Genomic DNA, 17,187 nt, shown 5'->3' with positions numbered 1-17,187 from the left:
CGTCGCGCGGGTTCTTGTCTACGTTTCTACGGATCCCGTGTTTCCCACGGGTTACGCGACTATTACCGGCGCGTGGGGATGCTCGGCATGCCCATCAGGACCGGAACCTTGCGCACTCCGGTCTCGTCGAACACAACCGTCGGGTCGGCTTCTTCCGGTGCGTTGACGAACGAGACGAACCTCGACAATTTCTCCGGATCACCCAGCACACCGGCCCATTCGTCCTGGTAACCCTCGACGTGCTTGGCCATCAGTGCCTCGAGTTCCTCGCCGATACCCAGGCTGTCTTCACAAATCACGGCCTTGAGGTGATCGAGTCCGCCTTCGAGTGATTCGACCCACGGCGCCGTGCGCTGGAGGCGATCGGCAGTACGGATGTAGAACATGAGGTAGCGGTCGATGTACTTGACCAAGGTCGCGTCGTCGAGGCCTCCGGCAAGCAACTGAGCGTGTTTGGGCGACTGTCCGCCGTTACCGCCCACATACAGATTCCAACCGTTCTCCGTCGCGATGACGCCGACGTCCTTGCCTCGCGCTTCGGCACATTCACGGGCGCAACCCGAGACGCCGAACTTGATCTTGTGCGGCGAACGCAGACCGCGGTAGCGATTCTCGAGGTCGACGGCCATACCCACCGAATCCTGGACACCGTAGCGGCACCAACTCGAACCGACGCAACTCTTGACCGTCCGGAGGGACTTGCCGTACGCCTGACCCGATTCCATCCCGGCGTCGACGAGGCGCTTCCAGATCGCGGGCAACTGTTCGACGCGGGCACCGAACAAGTCGATGCGCTGACCGCCGGTCACCTTCGTGTACAAGCCGAAGTCTCGCGCCACTTCTCCGATGACGATGAGTTGCTCACCCGTGACCTCGCCGCCAGGCATCCGAGGTACCACGGAGTACGTACCGTTCTTCTGGATGTTCGCGAGGAAGTGATCGTTGGTGTCCTGCAACGACGCCTGCTGGCGGTGCAGGATGTGATCGGAGTCCGTCGATGCCAGAATCGAAGCGACTACGGGCTTGCAGATGTCGCAACCGGCGCCCTTGCCGTACTTGGCGATCAGCGCCGAGAAGGTTCTGGTCTGCGTCGACTGGACGATCTGGAACAACTCGGCCCGCGACTGCGCGAAATGTTCGCACAGTGCCTTCGACACCACGACGCCGGAATCGGCCAGCAGCTGCTTCACGGTGGGAAGGCAACCGCCACAAGTGGTTCCGGCGCTGGTGCACGCCTTCACCGAAGCGATGTCGCATGCGCCGGCTGCGATTGCACCGCAGATGGCTCCCTTCGTCACGGCGTTGCACGAGCACACCTCGGCGTCGTCGGGCAGCGAGCCTGCACCCGGCTTCTCCCCCGCAGGCGAGATCAATGTCGCCGGGTCACCGGGTAGTTCGCGACCGACCAGCGGGCGCAGCGACGCGTAGGCCGATGCGTCACCGACAAGAATGCCGCCGAGCAGGATCTTCGCGTCGTCGGAGACCACGAGCTTTGCGTACGTCCCCTTGGACGCGTCGCTGAGGACGACTTCGAGGGCGCCCGGTGAGGTCGCCATCGCGTCACCGAAACTGGCGACGTCGACGCCCATGAGCTTGAGCTTGGTGGACATGTCCGCGCCCGGGAAATCCGCGGCGCCGCCGAGCAGACGATCGGCCACGATCTCGGCCGTCGTGTAACCGGGAGCGACCAGACCGTAGCAACGGCCTTCCACCGCAGCACATTCGCCGACTGCGTAGACGTTCTCGTCCGAAGTCACGCAGCCGAGGTCGGTCAGGATGCCACCGCGCTCCCCCACTGCGATCCCGGCGTCGCGGGCCAGCTGATCACGCGGACGTACTCCGGCGGAGAAGACGAGCAGCGCGGCGTCGATGGTGGAGCCGTCGGAGAGTTCGACCACGATTCCGTTGTCGGCCTGCGAAATTCCCGCCGTCCCGACACCGGTGTGGACAGTGAGCCCGAGTTCGGTGACGAGGCGAGCGAGCAGTGCGCCGCCACCCTCGTCGACCTGCATCGGCATCAATCGCGCATTGTGCTCGACGACGTGTGCCGTCATCCCCATGAGCGAGAGAGCATTTGCGGCCTCGAGTCCAAGCAAACCTCCGCCCACCACGACGCCGACAGCGCCAGGACCAGCCTTCTCGGCGGCGGCCCGGATACCGTCGAGGTCGTCGAGGGTGCGGTAGACAAAACATCCGTCGCCGTCGTGCCCCGGTACGGGAGGCACGAACGGATACGAACCGGTCGCCATCACCAGAGCGTCGTAGGAGATCGTCTCGCCGGTTGTCGTCGTGACCGTGCGAGCATCTTTGTCGATCGCGAGCGCGCCCTCCCCCACACGGAGGTCGACCAGGCTGTCGCCGACGTAATCGTTGCCGGCCAGTGCCAGTTCCTTGGGGTCCCACGCTCCGACGTACGAGGACAGCCCGACTCGGTCGTACGCTGCGTACTGCTCGTCGCAGAGTACGGTCACCGACCAGTTGTTCGCTTCGTCGCGCGAACGCAGTGCCTCGACGAATCGGTGTCCGACCATTCCGTGTCCGATGACAACAACCGACTTGCTCATGACGCCTACTTCCTGAGGTACGAGATAGTTCTGAGATTCTGCGGACCGCTCACGCCGTGACTGCGACCTTCGCCTCGTCGACGTCTGTGGTCAGCGTCGACGGCTTGCGCAGGAAGACGAACCAGGTGACTGCGATGCAGGCGATGTAGAAGGCCAGGAACACCCAGAAGGCCATGGTCGCCGACTTCGCGGGGCTGCTGTACGACGCGCGCAGCACCAGGTTGATGCCGACGCCGCCCAAACCGCCTACCGCACCGGCAAATCCGATGAGAGCGCCGGAGATACTGCGCGACCACGTCGCCTTCTCGCTTCGATCCATGTGGTCGAAGCTCTGAGCCTTCGCCTCGAAGATCGCCGGGATCATCTTGTAAACGGATCCGTTTCCGATGCCGGAGAGCAGGAACAGAGCGATGAATCCGAGAACGAATGTCACCATGATTCCGGCGCTGGCGACGCCGGCGGTGTTGTCGTCCATCGTTCCGGCCGTCACGAGTATCGATGCCGCGAATGCCATGGCGACAAACGTCCACATCGTGATCTTGCCGCCGCCGATCCGGTCGGCCAGTTTGCCGCCGAGGGGGCGAGCGATCGAACCGAGGAGAGGGCCGATGAAGGCGATCTGTGCTGCATGCAGCGCGGCCGCGGCCGGAGTGGCACCGCCGGCGAGGAAGTTGATCTGCAGAACCTGACCGAAGGCGAAGCTGAATCCGATGAAGGAACCGAACGTACCGATGTACAGGAAGCTGATCACCCACGACTCGGAGAACTTGAGTGCCTTGGCCATCGAGCGCAGGTCCGACTTCTGGTTGCCCAGGTTGTCCATGAACAGCGCGGCACCGACGGCAGCGGCCGCAATGAACACGAGATAGACGGCGCAGACGATCCACGGAGCGCGGTTACCGACGGTGGCGATCACCAGCAGACCGATCAGCTGAATCATCGGCACACCGATGTTGCCGCCGCCGGCATTGAGACCGAGCGCCCACCCCTTGAGGCGTTGCGGGTAGAAGGCATTGATGTTGGTCATCGACGACGCGAAGTTGCCGCCGCCGATACCTGCAGTGGCCGCTACCAACATGAACGTGGTGTACGACGCACCCGGGTTCATCATCAGGTAGAGCGTGAGAAGTGTTGGCACGAAGAGGAACAGCGCACTCATGACGGTCCAGTTACGACCGCCGAACCGTGCGGTGGCAACCGTGTAGGGAATACGGAGGACCGACCCGACAAGTGTGGGCACTGCGACGAGGAAGAACTTTCCGGCCGCGTCGATGCCGTAGATATCCGTCGGCATGAACAACACCATCACGGACCAGATCGACCAGATCGAGAAGCCGACGTGTTCGGCTACCACTGACCAGATCAGGTTCCGCTTCGCGATGTCCTTGCCGCCGGATTCCCAGGCGTCGACGTCCTCTGCATCCCAATGCTCGATGTAATGACTCACCAGGGCCTCCTGAATATGTTGGAGACCCAAAGGTAGAAAACGGTTATTGCGCCGGTGCTGCGTGCGATGACCGCGAAGTCAATTGATCCTCACCCGGTAACAAGACCGGGTGTGAGCTAGTTTTTCGCAGGTGCGTGCCAGGAATCCTCGAGCATCCGAGGCTTGCATGCCTGGTAGGCGCCCAGGAGCACCACGATCACAGCGACGACGAGCAGGCCGAACGGCGCAGCGTATCCACCGGACACGTCGTGAAAAACGCCGAACAGGAGCGGACCGAGGCAGGCAACGGAGTAGCCGATGCCCTGGGTGAAGCCGGACAGTGCCGAGGAACCGATGTGCGAACGAGTACGCAGGTTGATCAGTGTGAGCGACATCGGGAACGTGCTCGGACCGAGGCCCAGGACGACAACCCACACGACCGGCGCCGCCATCGGGGCAAAGTACAGCCCGCCCATGCCGACCAGGTAGCAGACGGCACACGCGATCACGACAGGGAAGGGATTGGCCATGCGGGCGCACAGCGTCGGTGCACCGAAAGCTGCGACGAGCCCGATCACCGAGAACATTCCGACCATCGTTCCGCCGAAGGCATCACTGGCTCCGGCGTCACGAAGGATCGAGGGAATCCACGTGAACATCGAATACGTGATCAGTGAGGTCATGCCGAACATGCCGGCCATCCCCCAGGCCACGGGAGAACGCCAGACCTGACCGCGTGGCTGTTCTGCCACTGCCGCAACCGAATCCGATGCATTCTCGACGGACCCGGCTTCGTTCGCGCGAGCCTTGCGCGAGCGAGCGAGGGTGATCAACCACGGCACTGCTGCGGCGAAGCCGAAGGCGGACCACCAGCCGATCGAGAACCGCCACCCGAAGGCGTCGGCAACCGGGACTGCGACGAACGCCGGAACGATGGTGCCGATCTGCACGGCCACGATGTAGACCGAACTCATGGTGGCGAGGCGATCCGAGAAGTACCGCTTGACCAACGGTGGGATCACGACATTGCCGATTCCCATGCCTGCCAGTGCCAGAGCCGAGAGGGCCAGCAACGACCATGTCTGAGACATCATGGCGCGCAACAACATTCCGACGCCGGCCATGAGCATCGCGACGAGGGCCGTTCGCTCGAGCCCGATACGTTTCGCGATGGCGGGAGTGATGAGACCGAAGATGGCGAACATTGCGGTCGGAACCATGCCGAAGACACCGACGATCGAGGCGGAGAAGCCGATCTCGTCGCGAATCTCGGCCGCCAAAGGCGAGAACGAGGTCACCGCAAGTCGAAGTACGAGCGCAGACATCGCAATCGCTGCGAAGACGAGCACACGGCCTTGTACCAACGAGCGGGTTTCGGTTCTCTCCAGTTGAGCAGTCACCGGGAAATCATAGGATGACCGGACGAACTCGCACAAGCGCGGTAATCTAACGTCACATTCACACCACTTACCCGGACCCGAGGAAACAACCACGTGCAACCCGTTCGACGCGCAAGTCTCATCTCGCAGGTCACCGAACAACTCCGCAACGAGATCCGGAGCGGAACCTGGCCGATCGGTTCCAAAATCCCCACCGAACCGGAACTGTCGGAGCTGACCGGGACCGGTCGCAATACCGTGCGCGAGGCGGTCCAGGCGCTCGTACACGCCGGAATGCTGGAACGTCGTCAGGGATCGGGCACCTACGTCGTTGCTGTCTCCGACCTCGGTGGCACTCTCGGCAACTACTTTGCCGGTGCCCACCAGCGGGATGTACTCGAACTTCGGCGCGCACTCGACATCACTGCAGCCACCCTCGCCGCCGCACGGCGAACCGAAGACGACATCGCCGAACTGACGCGGCTACTCGAGCTTCGCACCGCGTCATGGGAGGGTCAGGACGTCGACGCTGCCACCACCGCGGACGTCGCCCTGCACCGAGCAATCGTCGCGGCCAGCCACAACGAGGTCTACCTGGAGTTCTACGACTCCCTGCTCCCGGTCATCGAGACCACGATCCAACAGCACATCGATGCAACCGGCGAAGGATTCCACTCGCAGCACGCGAACCTCGTCAACGCTGTCGTCGACGGGAACACCGTGGCCGCCTCGAACGCCGCACGCGAGCTGTTCGAGGGCCTGGTCTCGGACTTCGGTACCGGCGCCCCGATCTAGAGCAGCAAGCGCACGATGTCGGACGTACGGGCCAACCCCGGGAACGCGTCCGCCGTCGAGCGAGGATGCAGAACATGAACCGCCAAGCGGAACATCACCGCACGTAGAAGCATCTGCGGCCACTCGGGGAGATCTTCCCACCGGCCGACCAGTGCCTCGTCGGCACCGCCCCACGAGATCGCGTCGACCACAGCGACGGCGGCGGCCCACGCAGCCGGCCGCCAATACGGCGTGATGTCGGTGATTCCGGGCGCCATACTGCCCGAGAACAGCACTGTCCCGAACAGATCGCCGTGCACGAGCTGGTCCGGGCTCTGCACCGGCTTACGCAAAGTAGCGAGCCCGGCGATCAGTTCCAGACTCTTGCGACCGTCAGGAGTGGGCGTCTCGAGTTGCTCGACGCCCTTCGCGATCCTCAGCGGAACCGTTTCCCATGCCGCGCGATCAGCGGCGACGAATACGTCGACCTCGGCCCACGGCGGCACGGGCGGTTGCGCAAGGAAGCGCGGGCGCTCGAGCGAGGCCGTCGCCGCATGCAGTCGGCAGGACATCGAGACCACTTCGTCGTGACGTGGTTCCGGCGATCCGACGATGAAGGTGTCGGCACGCCAGCCCGAGACGACGTAACGACCGTCGGTCGAACGCACCGGTCGAGCCAGCCGAACGCCGTCGACTTCGAGGTTCTCTCGCACCTTCGCCGACCACGCTGCGCGGGCATGATCCGCGACTGCTGAAAGGACGACGTCTCCACACAGCCACCCGCCGTCCCAATCCGCACCGAGTGGGATGGGATCGACTTCACGGAGGCCGAAGGTGGAGCACACGTGCTGGGGAGGTTGGCCTGTGCTCACACCCCAACGCTACCGGTGCGCGGCGCCGCCTCCCGCGAGGCGCGCCTAGTAGACCGGCAGACTCGCATCCACCTGGTTCGCCCAGGCGATCGCGCCGCCTTGAACGTGGACCGCGTCGGAGAAACCGGCGTTCTTGAGAAATGCCAATGCCTCGGCGGAACGAATGCCGGTTTTGCAGTACAGCACTATCTGCTTGTTCTGCGGCAACGTCGCCAGAGCTTCACCGGACAGGATGCGGTCCTTCGGGATCAGCACGGCCCCCGGCAGATGCATGATGTCCCATTCAACCGGTTCTCGTACGTCGACCAGCTCGATCGACCGTCCCTCGCCGATCATGGCCTCCAGTTCGGGCGCCGTGATCGTCGAACCGACAGCAGCGGCACTCGCCTCTTCGGACACGACACCGCAGAACGCGTCGTAGTCGATCAAGGCGGTGACCGGCACGCGGGTCGGATCACGCTGAAGGCGGATCGTCCGGAACGTCATCGCAAGTGCGTCGTAGATCATCAGGCGTCCGAGAAGCGGTTCGCCGATCCCCGTGATGAGCTTGACCGCCTCGGTCGCCATGATCGAACCGACGGTCGCGGGCAGGACTCCGAGCACACCACCCTCGGCGCACGAGGGGACCATGCCTGGCGGCGGCGCCTCCGGGTAAAGATCGCGATAGTTCAGTCCCGCGCCGTCCGGGGCGTCTTCCCAGAAGACCGAGACCTGCCCTTCGAAGCGGTAGATCGAGCCCCACACGTACGGCTTTCCCGCGATGACGGCAGCATCGTTGACGAGGTACCGCGTCGCGAAGTTGTCCGTACCGTCCAGGATCAGGTCGTACTCGGAGAACAGTTCGACCGCGTTGGAGTTGTCCAGGCGGAACTCGTGCAACCGGACGTCGACGTGCTCGTTGATTTCGAGAATCGACTCCTTCGCGCTGAGCGCCTTCGGGCGTCCGACGTCGGAGCGTCCGTGAATCACCTGACGCTGCAGGTTCGACATGTCGACCTCGTCGAACTCGACGATCCCGATGGTGCCCACTCCTGCGGCCGCGAGGTAGAGCAGTGCCGGTGAACCCAATCCACCGGCGCCGATGAACAGGACTCGTGCATTCTTGAGCCGCTTCTGACCGGTCATGCCTACGTTCGGGATGATCAGGTGCCGGCTGTATCGGGCAACTTCCTCCCGGCTCAACTCGGCTGCCGGCTCCACCAGTGGTGGCAATACGACGGGTGTTGCAGACACCGCGAAACACTCCTAGTTCAAGACGAGATCAGGGATTCTCGATCCGGTCACGCTCGGGGGTACGGCCACGGATTGAAGCGGCACGTGAGTCCGTTCATCGGAACGACGCCCTCGGGATCAAGCCTAGCGATGTCGTTGTTCGCGGTTCCGAAGGTCTGCTGCATCATGATCGGTGCGAGTCCGCCTTCGGTCTCGCACGGCTGATGAGCGGCGTATCCGATGGCATGGCCGACCTCGTGATTGATCTGATACTGCCGATACGAGCCGATGTCGCCCTGGAACGAAATGGCGCCTCGCACCCATCGCGGTTCGTTGAGCAGGACTCGGTCCATGCTCGGGTTGTAGCAGGATCCTTCGAGTTCGATTTCGTATCCACAGCCTTCGCGGATCGTCATCTGTGAGGTCAAGGAGATCCGGAAGTCCGGCTCGCCGGCGTCGACGCGCCGGAACGCGACCTTGGGATCGTTGGTCCAACTCTTCGGATTGGCCAGTGTCTGGTCGACCATGCGTCCGTACGATTCGTCTCCGCCGAAGCCGGTCGTGTCGACGCCGTCCTCGATCTCGACCGTGTACGTGAACTCGCGTTCGGTTCCCTGTCCGACCTTGCCCGTCGTACCTGGTACGACGTGCCACGTTCCACCCCCCGCGACGGTGAACGGACCACCGTCGGGAAGGGCACCGGACGGTATCGACGAGGCAAAAGTTCCGTCTCCGGCCGGTGGGGCACCGATGACATCGGTTCCGTCGGTGCTGTGCGCGAGGTCGGCGGTGGCCGACGTCTTGCTCGCGGAGTCTGTGGCGTCCGGCCGTACCGCATCGACGATCACAAGAATGGTGAGCACCACGAGAACCGGAATCGCGTAGGCCCGCCAACCGTAGGTCGAGACGAAGCGCCCGAGCTTGCTCTGCTTTCGCGCTGCCCGGTCCGGTCGCGGATTACGCGGGGTTCGGCCCACTTCTCGTTTGGTCGGATCCCATTGGGCGCGCAAAGGCTGATGGGAGGAAATGCCGCGATAGTCGCGTTCGCCGTAGGCACGATCATCCGGCACCTCCGGCCGACGTTCGTCGCGAGGCGCTCCAATTCCGCTACGCATTCGACGTTCCTCACGTTCAGGGTTCTGCGTAGTTCGTCCACGCATGCGCGGTCCCCCTGGGTCAGTCACGTCGTCCAGAATCTCACACACGGCAAGTCGCTCGCCCGGGCTGACCGAAACTTGCTGGTCCTGGCGTGTCATGGCAGCCCGTCCTGTAACGAGAAAGACCGCTGGTCTCGCTCACCGAGGCACGCGCGACTCGCCCGGGCGACACACGGTATCGTTCATTCGGCTACGACCGGTGTGACGGAGGATACTGGCGGGTACGCACACGCGACTCGCGGATCCGCGCGCCGACCGAATTACTTTTGCTCAGATTGGAAGCGACATGACAGAACTCGCGGATCGGACTGACTCCGATCGCGGTACAACGGCTGGCAAGCCTGCCGGAACACGTCGCAGCACCCGCCTCCCCCGCGATGCGCGCCGCCTCCAGCTCCTCGCAGCTGCAAGTGAGGTATTCGTTGCGAACGGGTACCACTCGGCCGGCATGGACGAGATCGCCGAATGTGCCGGTGTCAGCAAGCCAGTTCTGTACCAACATTTCCCAGGCAAACTCGAACTGTACGTCGCAGTCCTGCAGAGTTACGTCGACAGCCTCATCTCGGGTGTACGCCAGGCCCTGCGATCGACGACGGACAACAAACAGCGTGTCCGCGCCGCGGTCCAGGCGTTCTTCGACTTCGTCGACAACGACTCCCAGGGCTTCCGCCTGGTGTTCGAGTCCGACATCATGGGCGAACCTCAGGTCCAGACACGCGTCGAACAAGCCACCGAAGCCTGCGTCGACGCTGTGTTCGACCTGGTGAGTCAGGATTCCGGACTCGATCCGTACCGCGCGCGCATCCTTGCGGTCGGTCTTGTCGGTGCCAGCCAGTTCACTGCGCGGTACTGGCTCGAGGCCGCGCGGCCGATCCCGAAGGAAGAAGCCGTGGAAATCACCGTGACCCTCGCGTGGGGCGGTCTCTCACACGTGCCGCTGCAAGCCGAAACGAAGTAACCGGAACCCGAACGAGAATGGGCGGGCAGTCTCACGACTGCCCGCCCATTCTGCTGTTACAGCTACGCGTCAGACGGTAGGCGCGAATCCGACCTTGCGGATATCGGACGGACCGATCTCCACGTACGCCACACGAGAAGCCTGCACCAGGAACTTGCGGCCCTTGTCGTCGACGAGAGCCAGAACCGGCTCGCGGCCACCGAGGACAGCCGCGACCAGTGTCTCGACCTCGTCAGGGGTCTGTTCGCTGTTGACGATGAGCTCACGCGGGCTGTCGATTACACCGATCTTGACCTCCACGGTCAACCTCCGAACTGTTCGTGAATTACATCCGTTGTCGACGCAAGGCTAATGCAGCAACGACAGCCCACGCTCCTCTGCACGCTGTGCCCAGAGCGAACAGGCACCTAGACGAGTCCGAGAATCGCCATCCGCTCGGCATGCTTTGCCTGCATGCCGTCGAACAACGCGACAACTCCGTTGAGGTCGCCGGAGGCGGAGATCACCAGATCGGTGAGATCTTCACGCTGCGCCAGCACGAACTGTGCCTGCGTGATTGCTTCGCCCAGAAGACGGCGTCCCCACAGCATCAACCGGTCCTTTGCGCGAGTACTGGCCTCCACTGCTGCCTTCACCTCGAGCACCACGAACTCCGAGTGGCCCGTCTGGGACAGCACGTCCTCGACGATTTCCGCGACATCCGCCGGGAGGGAGTGCCCGATCTCGCGATAGAAGTCGGCAGCGATTCCGTCGCCGACGTACGCCTTCACGAGCGATTCCAGCCACGTCGACGGTGTCGTCGACGCGTGGTAGTTGTCGAGAGCTCGAACGAACGGGTCCATGACGGCGAAGATCTCGTGGCCACGTTCCGTCAACGCCGTTTCCAGAGTCTCGAAGTGGTCCATCTCGGCGGCGGCCATGCTGGCGAACGCCACCTTGCCTCGCAGGTCCGGTGCCATTTGTGCGTCCTCCGCCAAGCGGTAGAACGCCGAAATCTCGCCATACGCGAGAACGGCAAACAAATCGATCACGCCAGGGTGATCGGAAGCGACTCGGCCTCCGGTTCCAGCGTCCGTCGAAGCATCAAGATCGTGTGCGCCCATGACTACGAACTGTAGTGCTTCGACGGCCGACGCGACCGGCAAGGACCGCATGTCCGATTCGGTGATCTTCGACATGTCATCGCGAGGGACGGACAACGTGCAGCTACAATGGTCTTGGGAGTTCGCCAGTTCCCCCGGGCCATTTGGTTAGCCGGGACGGCTGTATTCACACGAACCCCACCGATAATGTGCGCGCACCTGCATCGACGGTTGTCGCCCGCTTCGCCGAGATCTCCGGACGGTTCGAATTCGTCCGAGTGGAATTCAGTGCTGAGGCGTAGGCATGACCGAAGAAAAAGAGGGCATCGACATCGGCCGACTTACGGCCTGGCCCCTTACCTTGTGCGTGCGTACCGCCACGAGGAAAGGCTAGTCCCCTGAGCAAGATCACTGTCGACCACGAAGACGAAGCAACCGAGAACACCGTTTCCGTCCAGCTCGACGACACCCATGTACCCCCGAGCTTCGCCGAACTCGGTGTCCGCGACGAAATCGTCCGCGCACTGAACGAGATCGGCATCGAGCGCACCTTCGCCATCCAGGAACTCACCCTTCCGTTGGCTCTCGCCGGTGACGACCTCATCGGTCAGGCCCGCACCGGAATGGGCAAGACCTTCGGTTTCGGCGTCCCGCTCCTGCATCGCATCGTCACCGCCGAGAACGGCACAGCTGTTCTCGACGGCACGCCCCGCGCTCTGATCATCGTTCCCACCCGCGAGCTGTGCATCCAGGTCGCCCGCGACCTCGAGAACGCCAGCAAGTACCTCCGGGTCGGCGACCGCGGTCTCCAGGTTCTGCCCATCTACGGCGGCCGTCCGTACGAGGCGCAGATCTCGGCACTCCAGAAGGGCGTCGACGTTGTCGTCGGCACCCCGGGTCGCCTGCTCGACCTCGCCAACCAGTCGCACCTGATCCTGGGCAAGGTGGGCGTTCTCGTCCTCGACGAGGCCGACGAAATGCTCGACCTGGGATTCCTCCCCGACATCGAACGCCTCATGGGCATGGTCCCCGACAAGCGTCAGACGATGCTCTTCTCCGCGACGATGCCCGGCCCGATCATCACCCTGGCTCGCACCTTCCTGACGCAGCCGACGCACATCCGCGCCGAAGAGGCCGAATCCTCCGCGGTGCACGATCGCACCAGCCAGCACATCTACCGTGCACACGCGCTCGACAAGGCCGAGATGGTCGCCCGCGTCCTGCAGGCCGAAGGCCGCGGCGCGACGATGATCTTCACCCGCACCAAGCGCACAGCCCAGAAGGTGGCCGACGATCTCGCGGAACGCGGCTTCTCCGTCGGTGCCGTCCACGGTGACCTCGGCCAGATCGCCCGTGAAAAGGCGCTGAAGGGCTTCCGTAACGGCAAGGTCGACGTTCTGGTCGCCACCGACGTCGCTGCCCGCGGTATCGACATCGACGACGTCACCCACGTCATCAACTACCAGTGCCCCGAGGACGAGAAGACCTACGTCCACCGCATCGGTCGTACCGGCCGCGCCGGACGCACCGGCATCGCCGTCACGCTGGTCGACTGGGACGACATCCCTCGCTGGCAGCTCATCGACAAGGCACTGAGCCTCGGAATCCCCGACCCGGTCGAGACCTACTCCAGCTCGCCGCACCTCTACGAAGAGTTGTCCATTCCGGCCGATGCCAAGGGCACTGTTCGCAAGGCCAAGGCCGCCCCTGAGAAGGCAGCAACGGACAAAGCAGCAACGGACAAAGCGGACGCGCCGAAGTCGACCGACTCGGACGGCAACGAAGAGAAGGCCGCTCCCCGCCGCAACCGGACCCGTCGCCGCACCCGCGCCGGCGCTTCGACCGACGCCGCGACGTCCACCACCGCCGGCGCCACCACAGCTCCCCCTTCGGCACCCGCGGCAACCGCTGCCGAGAACTCGGACGAAGACGGAGCGGCCAAGCCGCGTCGCCGTCGGCGTCGTCGCCCCGCGGCTTCCGCGACGGCAGGCGCCGCAGAGTAAGCTGCCGATGTGCTGGCTCCCGAAAGGCGTACTCGCTCAGATGTGATCGGTGCGCTGGCAATCGCGCTGGCCGTAATCGTGGCGGTGACCGTTGTGTGGTTGCGCAGTGATGCGCGCGGAACCACCTCGGTCACCGCTGAATCTCCACTCCCACCTCTGTCGACGTCGGTGTTGTTACCCGACATCCTGAAACAGACGTGGGAATCTCCGAGTGCCGACTCGACGGCACCGATCACCGTCGGAAATGCCGTCGTCACCGCCGACGGCACCGAGGTGATCGGCCGCGATCCGACAACGGGCGAAGAAGTGTGGCGATACGCGCGCAACATTCCGCTGTGCGGCGCGATCGGTTCGTGGGATCGCGTCGTCAGCGTCTATCAGGATGATCGCGGTTGCTCTCAGGTCACGTCACTGGTCGCCGACACCGGCGCCCGAAAGGACCAGCGCAACAGCGACGCCGATTCCGCGGTCAGCCTTTCAGCGGACGGCACCTACCTGATTTCGCGCGGCAGTGAGCGAATGGAGCTGTGGCGCTCGGACCTCGTCCGAACCCTCGAGTACGGCCGGGTCGACGCGAAGGTCAACCCCAACAAGCAACCCCGCACCGGATGCACGCTGCTCGACGCTGCGTCGAGCGCCAACCGAGTCTCGGTACTCGAACGCTGCCCCGGTGAAGCCTCCAACAGGTTGACGGTGATGAATCCCGCACCCAAGGACGCCCAGGAACCCGAAGAGTACGGATCCGCGATTCTCCTCGACTCCGAGGGCGCCCGCCTGCTTGCCGTGGCCGGCGAAAAGACGGCGGTCTATCTCCCCGCAGCCAACGGAACCGTTTCTCGCATCACCATTTTCGACGGAACCGGCAATCCGATCGTCGACTATCCGATCGAGGGAACGGTGACCGAAGGCGCCCGCACCCACGCCGACAAGGCTTCGATCACGTGGTGGACCGGCTCTCAGACCGTCAACCTGCGCCTGAGCGATCTGGCTCCGACGTGGATCGTCAACGGAACGTCAGGACCCGGAAGCATGGTTGCCGGTCAGATGCTCATCCCGGTTCCGGGCGGCATTGCAGCCGTCAGTCCGTCGGACGGAGCGGTGCAGCGCATGATCGCAGTCGACCGCGGTGAGACGACGACGCCGATCGTGCTCGCCAGTGCGGGCGAGACGATTCTGGAACAGCGCGGCGATACCTTGTTCGCGCTGCGCTAGAAGCTCTCGCCTTCCTCAGAGCGCCAGTTCCGGCGCGAAAGTCACGACTTCATTTCCAGCCCAATGCTTTACGAGATTGTCGGCGAGTTCCCGATAGGCATCCGCGCCCTTGTTCTTTCGTCCGGCGAGGACCGTCGCACCCGACGCGGACGCCTCGGCGAACTTGACGGTGCGTGGGATCGGAGGCGCCAGAACGGCCAGGGAGTAGCGGTCGCTGACGTCGGCGAGCACGTCGCGACTGTGCGTGGTTCGAGCGTCGTACAGAGTCGGAAGTGCGCCGAGCAGAACAAGATCCGGGTTGGTGATGGCTTGGACTTCACGAACCGTACGCAGCAGCTGTCCGACGCCGCGGTGTGCGAGGGTTTCGCATTGCAGTGGAACCAGAACCGACTGCGCCGCAGTCAATCCGTTGAGTGTGAGCACACCCAACGACGGTGGGCAGTCGATGATGATGACGTCGTAAGAGCCCAGGAGCGGAGACAGCGCCCGCTTGAGCGCGAACTCTCGACCGGGTCGCATCAGGAGCAGCGCTTCGGCGCCCGCGAGATCGATCGTGGCCGGCAGGAGATCCATACCGTCGTCCGTCTTCAGCACGGCGTCGACCGCGTCGAGATCACCCGCCAGGACCTCGTTGACCGAACGCTCGAGGCGATCCGGGTTGTGTCCGAGCGAGAACGTCAGGCAGCCCTGCGGGTCGAGATCCACCACCAGAACTCGTTGTCCGAGCGCGGACAAAGCCGCACCGAGAGAAGCGACGGTGGTGGTTTTAGCCACGCCGCCCTTTTGATTCGCCACTGCGAGAACCGTCGTCACACGTAGATCCTTGCGCACTTCGCGCCAGGAGGCGAGCTACACACGCGAGGCAGCCTGCAATGATGGTCGACATGACGTCCCAGTCCGCCCCCTCGTCGATCCCCCTCGGTGCTCGCGTCGTACTCATGCGACACGGTGAAACCGAGTGGGCACGCACCGGGAAACACACGGGCCGGACCGAGGTTCCGCTGACTCCGCTCGGCGAGATGCAGGCAACCGCGACCGGAAATCGCTTGCGAACCCTCGACCTCCGGAACCCCATGATTCTGACGAGTCCGCGGCTGCGCGCACAGTTGACGGGCGATCTCGCCGGCCTGCCGGAAGAGCGAACCTGGGATGCACTGTCCGAATGGGACTACGGCGATTACGAAGGCCTCACGACGCCCGAGATCCGCGCTACGGTGCCCGATTGGACCGTCTGGACGCACCCGTGCCCCGGCGGCGAGCAGGCCGATCAGATCCACGCCCGCACCGACATGGTGCTGTCGATGGTGCGTTCGCAACTACCCGAACGCGACGTGATCCTGATCGGGCACGGCCACTTCTCACGCGCACTCATCGCCCGCTGGCTCGAGCTCCCGGTGACGGAAGGAAAGCGTTTCGCCTTGTCCCCCGGCGCATACTCGGTTCTCGGTCACGAGCACGGCGCCACCCACCTCGTCCATCACAACGTGCCGCCGCTCGTCGAGGCTTGAGGCCTACGATTCTCCTTATGATCCGACGCGCCACGCCCGCAGACGTCCAGCCGATCACCGACATGATCTACGAGTTGGCCGACTACCAGAAGGCCCTCGACGAGTGCACCGTGAAGGCGGAACAGATCGGCGAGGCGTTGTTCGGGCCGGCCGCGACGGCCTTCGCGCACGTCGCTGTGAATTCGGCCGACGACGTCGTCGGCATGGCATTGTGGTTTCGCAATTTCTCGACGTGGGACGGCGCTCACGGCATCTACCTAGAAGACCTCTACGTCAAGCCCAGTCAGCGCGGATCAGGCCACGGGAAGGCTCTTCTGGCCGCACTCGCCAAGGAGTGCACCGACAACGACTACACCCGGCTGTCCTGGTCGGTGCTCAACTGGAACACCCCCTCGATCAAGTTCTACGAGTCACTCGGCGCCGACGCGAAGACGGAGTGGACCACGTATCGCCTGACCGGTACTCACCTCGGAGCTCTCGCCGCCGAAGCTGAGTAGAGCGGAAGCTGAGTAGGTCTGAAGCAGCGTAGGCGTTCCGTCCTACTTGTCCCGCGGCTCGTCGGTCTCGTCCGGGCGTCCCTCTTCCGGCGACACCTCGTCTGCGTACGCTCCGTACTCCGCTGCCATCCATCGAGACGTCGGAGCCGAGAACAGGCAGCCCAGAGCGCCGAGAACGACGACACCCAGAACGATGCCGAGCGGCACCTGATGCGAATCGGTCAGGAGCGACCAGGCGACCGGCAGGAGCAGCAACTGTGCGACGACGGCGATTGCCCGGCCCCACCGGCGGCCCGTCAGCAAAGCGATACCGGCAGCCAACACCGCGCCGCCGAGGATCGCGACCCAGGCGGCAAATCCGTATCCGTTGGTGACGCTCTGATCGTGGCCGGTTGCACCGCGAATCACTGCGACGATCGCGAACCCGGCGGCAACCAGCCCTTGAAGCGTCACGAGGGCACCCGCCCATGTGACTGTCTTGGGCAGGGCGTTCGGACTGGCGGTATTCGGCACGAGGCCAGCCTAGAACACGACACCGGATAG

Annotated in this window: 16 protein-coding genes; 6 read left to right on the top strand and 10 right to left on the bottom strand. The window is 63.9% G+C overall.

Features of this window, described 5'->3' with window-relative positions; genetic code table 11:
- Window positions 1-62: 62 nt before the first annotated feature.
- The 3 genes from nirB to ACBG85_RS10915 form a co-directional block, all read right to left on the bottom strand.
- Window positions 63-2,564, bottom strand: a complete 2,502-nt coding sequence (nirB, locus tag ACBG85_RS10925; protein WP_372027467.1) for a nitrite reductase large subunit NirB — start codon at window positions 2,562-2,564, stop codon at window positions 63-65.
- 49 nt (window positions 2,565-2,613) lie between these two features.
- Window positions 2,614-4,014, bottom strand: a complete 1,401-nt coding sequence (locus tag ACBG85_RS10920) for a nitrate/nitrite transporter (protein WP_085989607.1) — start codon at window positions 4,012-4,014, stop codon at window positions 2,614-2,616.
- A gap of 113 nt (window positions 4,015-4,127) precedes the next feature.
- The gene (locus ACBG85_RS10915) at window positions 4,128-5,390 is read right to left on the bottom strand and encodes an MFS transporter (protein WP_065455522.1); all 1,263 of its coding nucleotides are present in this window, start codon (window positions 5,388-5,390) and stop codon (window positions 4,128-4,130) included.
- A gap of 93 nt (window positions 5,391-5,483) precedes the next feature.
- On the opposite strand from ACBG85_RS10915, the gene ACBG85_RS10910 reads away from it, so the two are divergent.
- Window positions 5,484-6,164 (top strand): FadR/GntR family transcriptional regulator, encoded by a 681-nt coding sequence (locus ACBG85_RS10910; protein ID WP_003942319.1) that lies wholly within the window; start codon window positions 5,484-5,486, stop codon window positions 6,162-6,164.
- On the opposite strand, the gene ACBG85_RS10905 is transcribed toward ACBG85_RS10910, so the two are convergent.
- The 3 genes from ACBG85_RS10905 to ACBG85_RS10895 are packed head-to-tail and all read right to left on the bottom strand — an operon-like array spanning window position 6,161 to window position 9,342.
- Window positions 6,161-7,015, bottom strand: a complete 855-nt coding sequence (locus ACBG85_RS10905) for a TIGR02569 family protein (RefSeq protein WP_007731227.1) — start codon at window positions 7,013-7,015, stop codon at window positions 6,161-6,163. The genes ACBG85_RS10910 and ACBG85_RS10905 overlap by 4 nt on opposite strands.
- Window positions 7,016-7,060: 45 nt before the next feature.
- A complete protein-coding gene (gene moeZ, locus ACBG85_RS10900; RefSeq protein WP_003942292.1) occupies window positions 7,061-8,248 on the bottom strand; it encodes an adenylyltransferase/sulfurtransferase MoeZ in 1,188 nt (395 codons plus the stop codon).
- A 47-nt stretch (window positions 8,249-8,295) separates the two neighbouring features.
- On the bottom strand, window positions 8,296-9,342 hold the full coding sequence (locus ACBG85_RS10895) for a DUF3152 domain-containing protein (RefSeq protein ID WP_372027839.1): 1,047 nt from the start codon (window positions 9,340-9,342) through the stop codon (window positions 8,296-8,298).
- A gap of 328 nt (window positions 9,343-9,670) precedes the next feature.
- On the opposite strand from ACBG85_RS10895, the gene ACBG85_RS10890 reads away from it, so the two are divergent.
- Window positions 9,671-10,342: a TetR/AcrR family transcriptional regulator gene (locus ACBG85_RS10890; RefSeq protein WP_003942309.1), complete on the top strand. Its 672-nt coding sequence runs from the start codon at window positions 9,671-9,673 to the stop codon at window positions 10,340-10,342.
- A gap of 69 nt (window positions 10,343-10,411) precedes the next feature.
- Here ACBG85_RS10890 and ACBG85_RS10885 read toward each other — a convergent pair whose 3' ends face one another.
- Together ACBG85_RS10885 and ACBG85_RS10880 are read right to left on the bottom strand one after the other, a co-directional pair.
- Window positions 10,412-10,642: a DUF3107 domain-containing protein gene (locus tag ACBG85_RS10885; RefSeq protein WP_003942312.1), complete on the bottom strand. Its 231-nt coding sequence runs from the start codon at window positions 10,640-10,642 to the stop codon at window positions 10,412-10,414.
- Window positions 10,643-10,749: 107 nt separating this feature from the next.
- Window positions 10,750-11,445: a ferritin-like fold-containing protein gene (locus tag ACBG85_RS10880; RefSeq protein ID WP_029255047.1), complete on the bottom strand. Its 696-nt coding sequence runs from the start codon at window positions 11,443-11,445 to the stop codon at window positions 10,750-10,752.
- 377 nt (window positions 11,446-11,822) lie between these two features.
- Between ACBG85_RS10880 and ACBG85_RS10875 the strand changes: the two genes are divergently transcribed.
- Both ACBG85_RS10875 and ACBG85_RS10870 read left to right on the top strand, forming a co-directional pair.
- Window positions 11,823-13,427, top strand: a complete 1,605-nt coding sequence (locus ACBG85_RS10875) for a DEAD/DEAH box helicase (protein ID WP_030534998.1) — start codon at window positions 11,823-11,825, stop codon at window positions 13,425-13,427.
- Between the two features lie 9 nt (window positions 13,428-13,436).
- Window positions 13,437-14,639: a hypothetical protein gene (locus ACBG85_RS10870; protein ID WP_372027465.1), complete on the top strand. Its 1,203-nt coding sequence runs from the start codon at window positions 13,437-13,439 to the stop codon at window positions 14,637-14,639.
- A 15-nt stretch (window positions 14,640-14,654) separates the two neighbouring features.
- On the opposite strand, the gene ACBG85_RS10865 is transcribed toward ACBG85_RS10870, so the two are convergent.
- Window positions 14,655-15,452: a ParA family protein gene (locus ACBG85_RS10865; protein ID WP_003940948.1), complete on the bottom strand. Its 798-nt coding sequence runs from the start codon at window positions 15,450-15,452 to the stop codon at window positions 14,655-14,657.
- Window positions 15,453-15,523: 71 nt separating this feature from the next.
- On the opposite strand from ACBG85_RS10865, the gene ACBG85_RS10860 reads away from it, so the two are divergent.
- Window positions 15,524-16,147 carry an acid phosphatase gene (locus ACBG85_RS10860; protein ID WP_372027463.1) on the top strand — a complete coding sequence of 208 codons (624 nt, stop codon included), beginning with the start codon at window positions 15,524-15,526 and terminating at the stop codon, window positions 16,145-16,147.
- Between the two features lie 17 nt (window positions 16,148-16,164).
- A complete protein-coding gene (locus ACBG85_RS10855; RefSeq protein WP_003940724.1) occupies window positions 16,165-16,644 on the top strand; it encodes a GNAT family N-acetyltransferase in 480 nt (159 codons plus the stop codon).
- Window positions 16,645-16,686: 42 nt separating this feature from the next.
- Here ACBG85_RS10855 and ACBG85_RS10850 read toward each other — a convergent pair whose 3' ends face one another.
- Complete coding sequence (locus tag ACBG85_RS10850; protein WP_007731217.1) at window positions 16,687-17,157, bottom strand: hypothetical protein; 471 nt, start codon at window positions 17,155-17,157, stop codon at window positions 16,687-16,689.
- Between the last annotated feature and the right edge of the window lie 30 nt (window positions 17,158-17,187).

The sequence above is a fragment of the Rhodococcus sp. NyZ502 genome, assembly GCF_041464245.1.
GTDB lineage: Bacteria > Actinomycetota > Actinomycetes > Mycobacteriales > Mycobacteriaceae > Rhodococcus_F > Rhodococcus_F qingshengii.
This window is presented reverse-complemented; position numbering and strand designations above follow the sequence as displayed.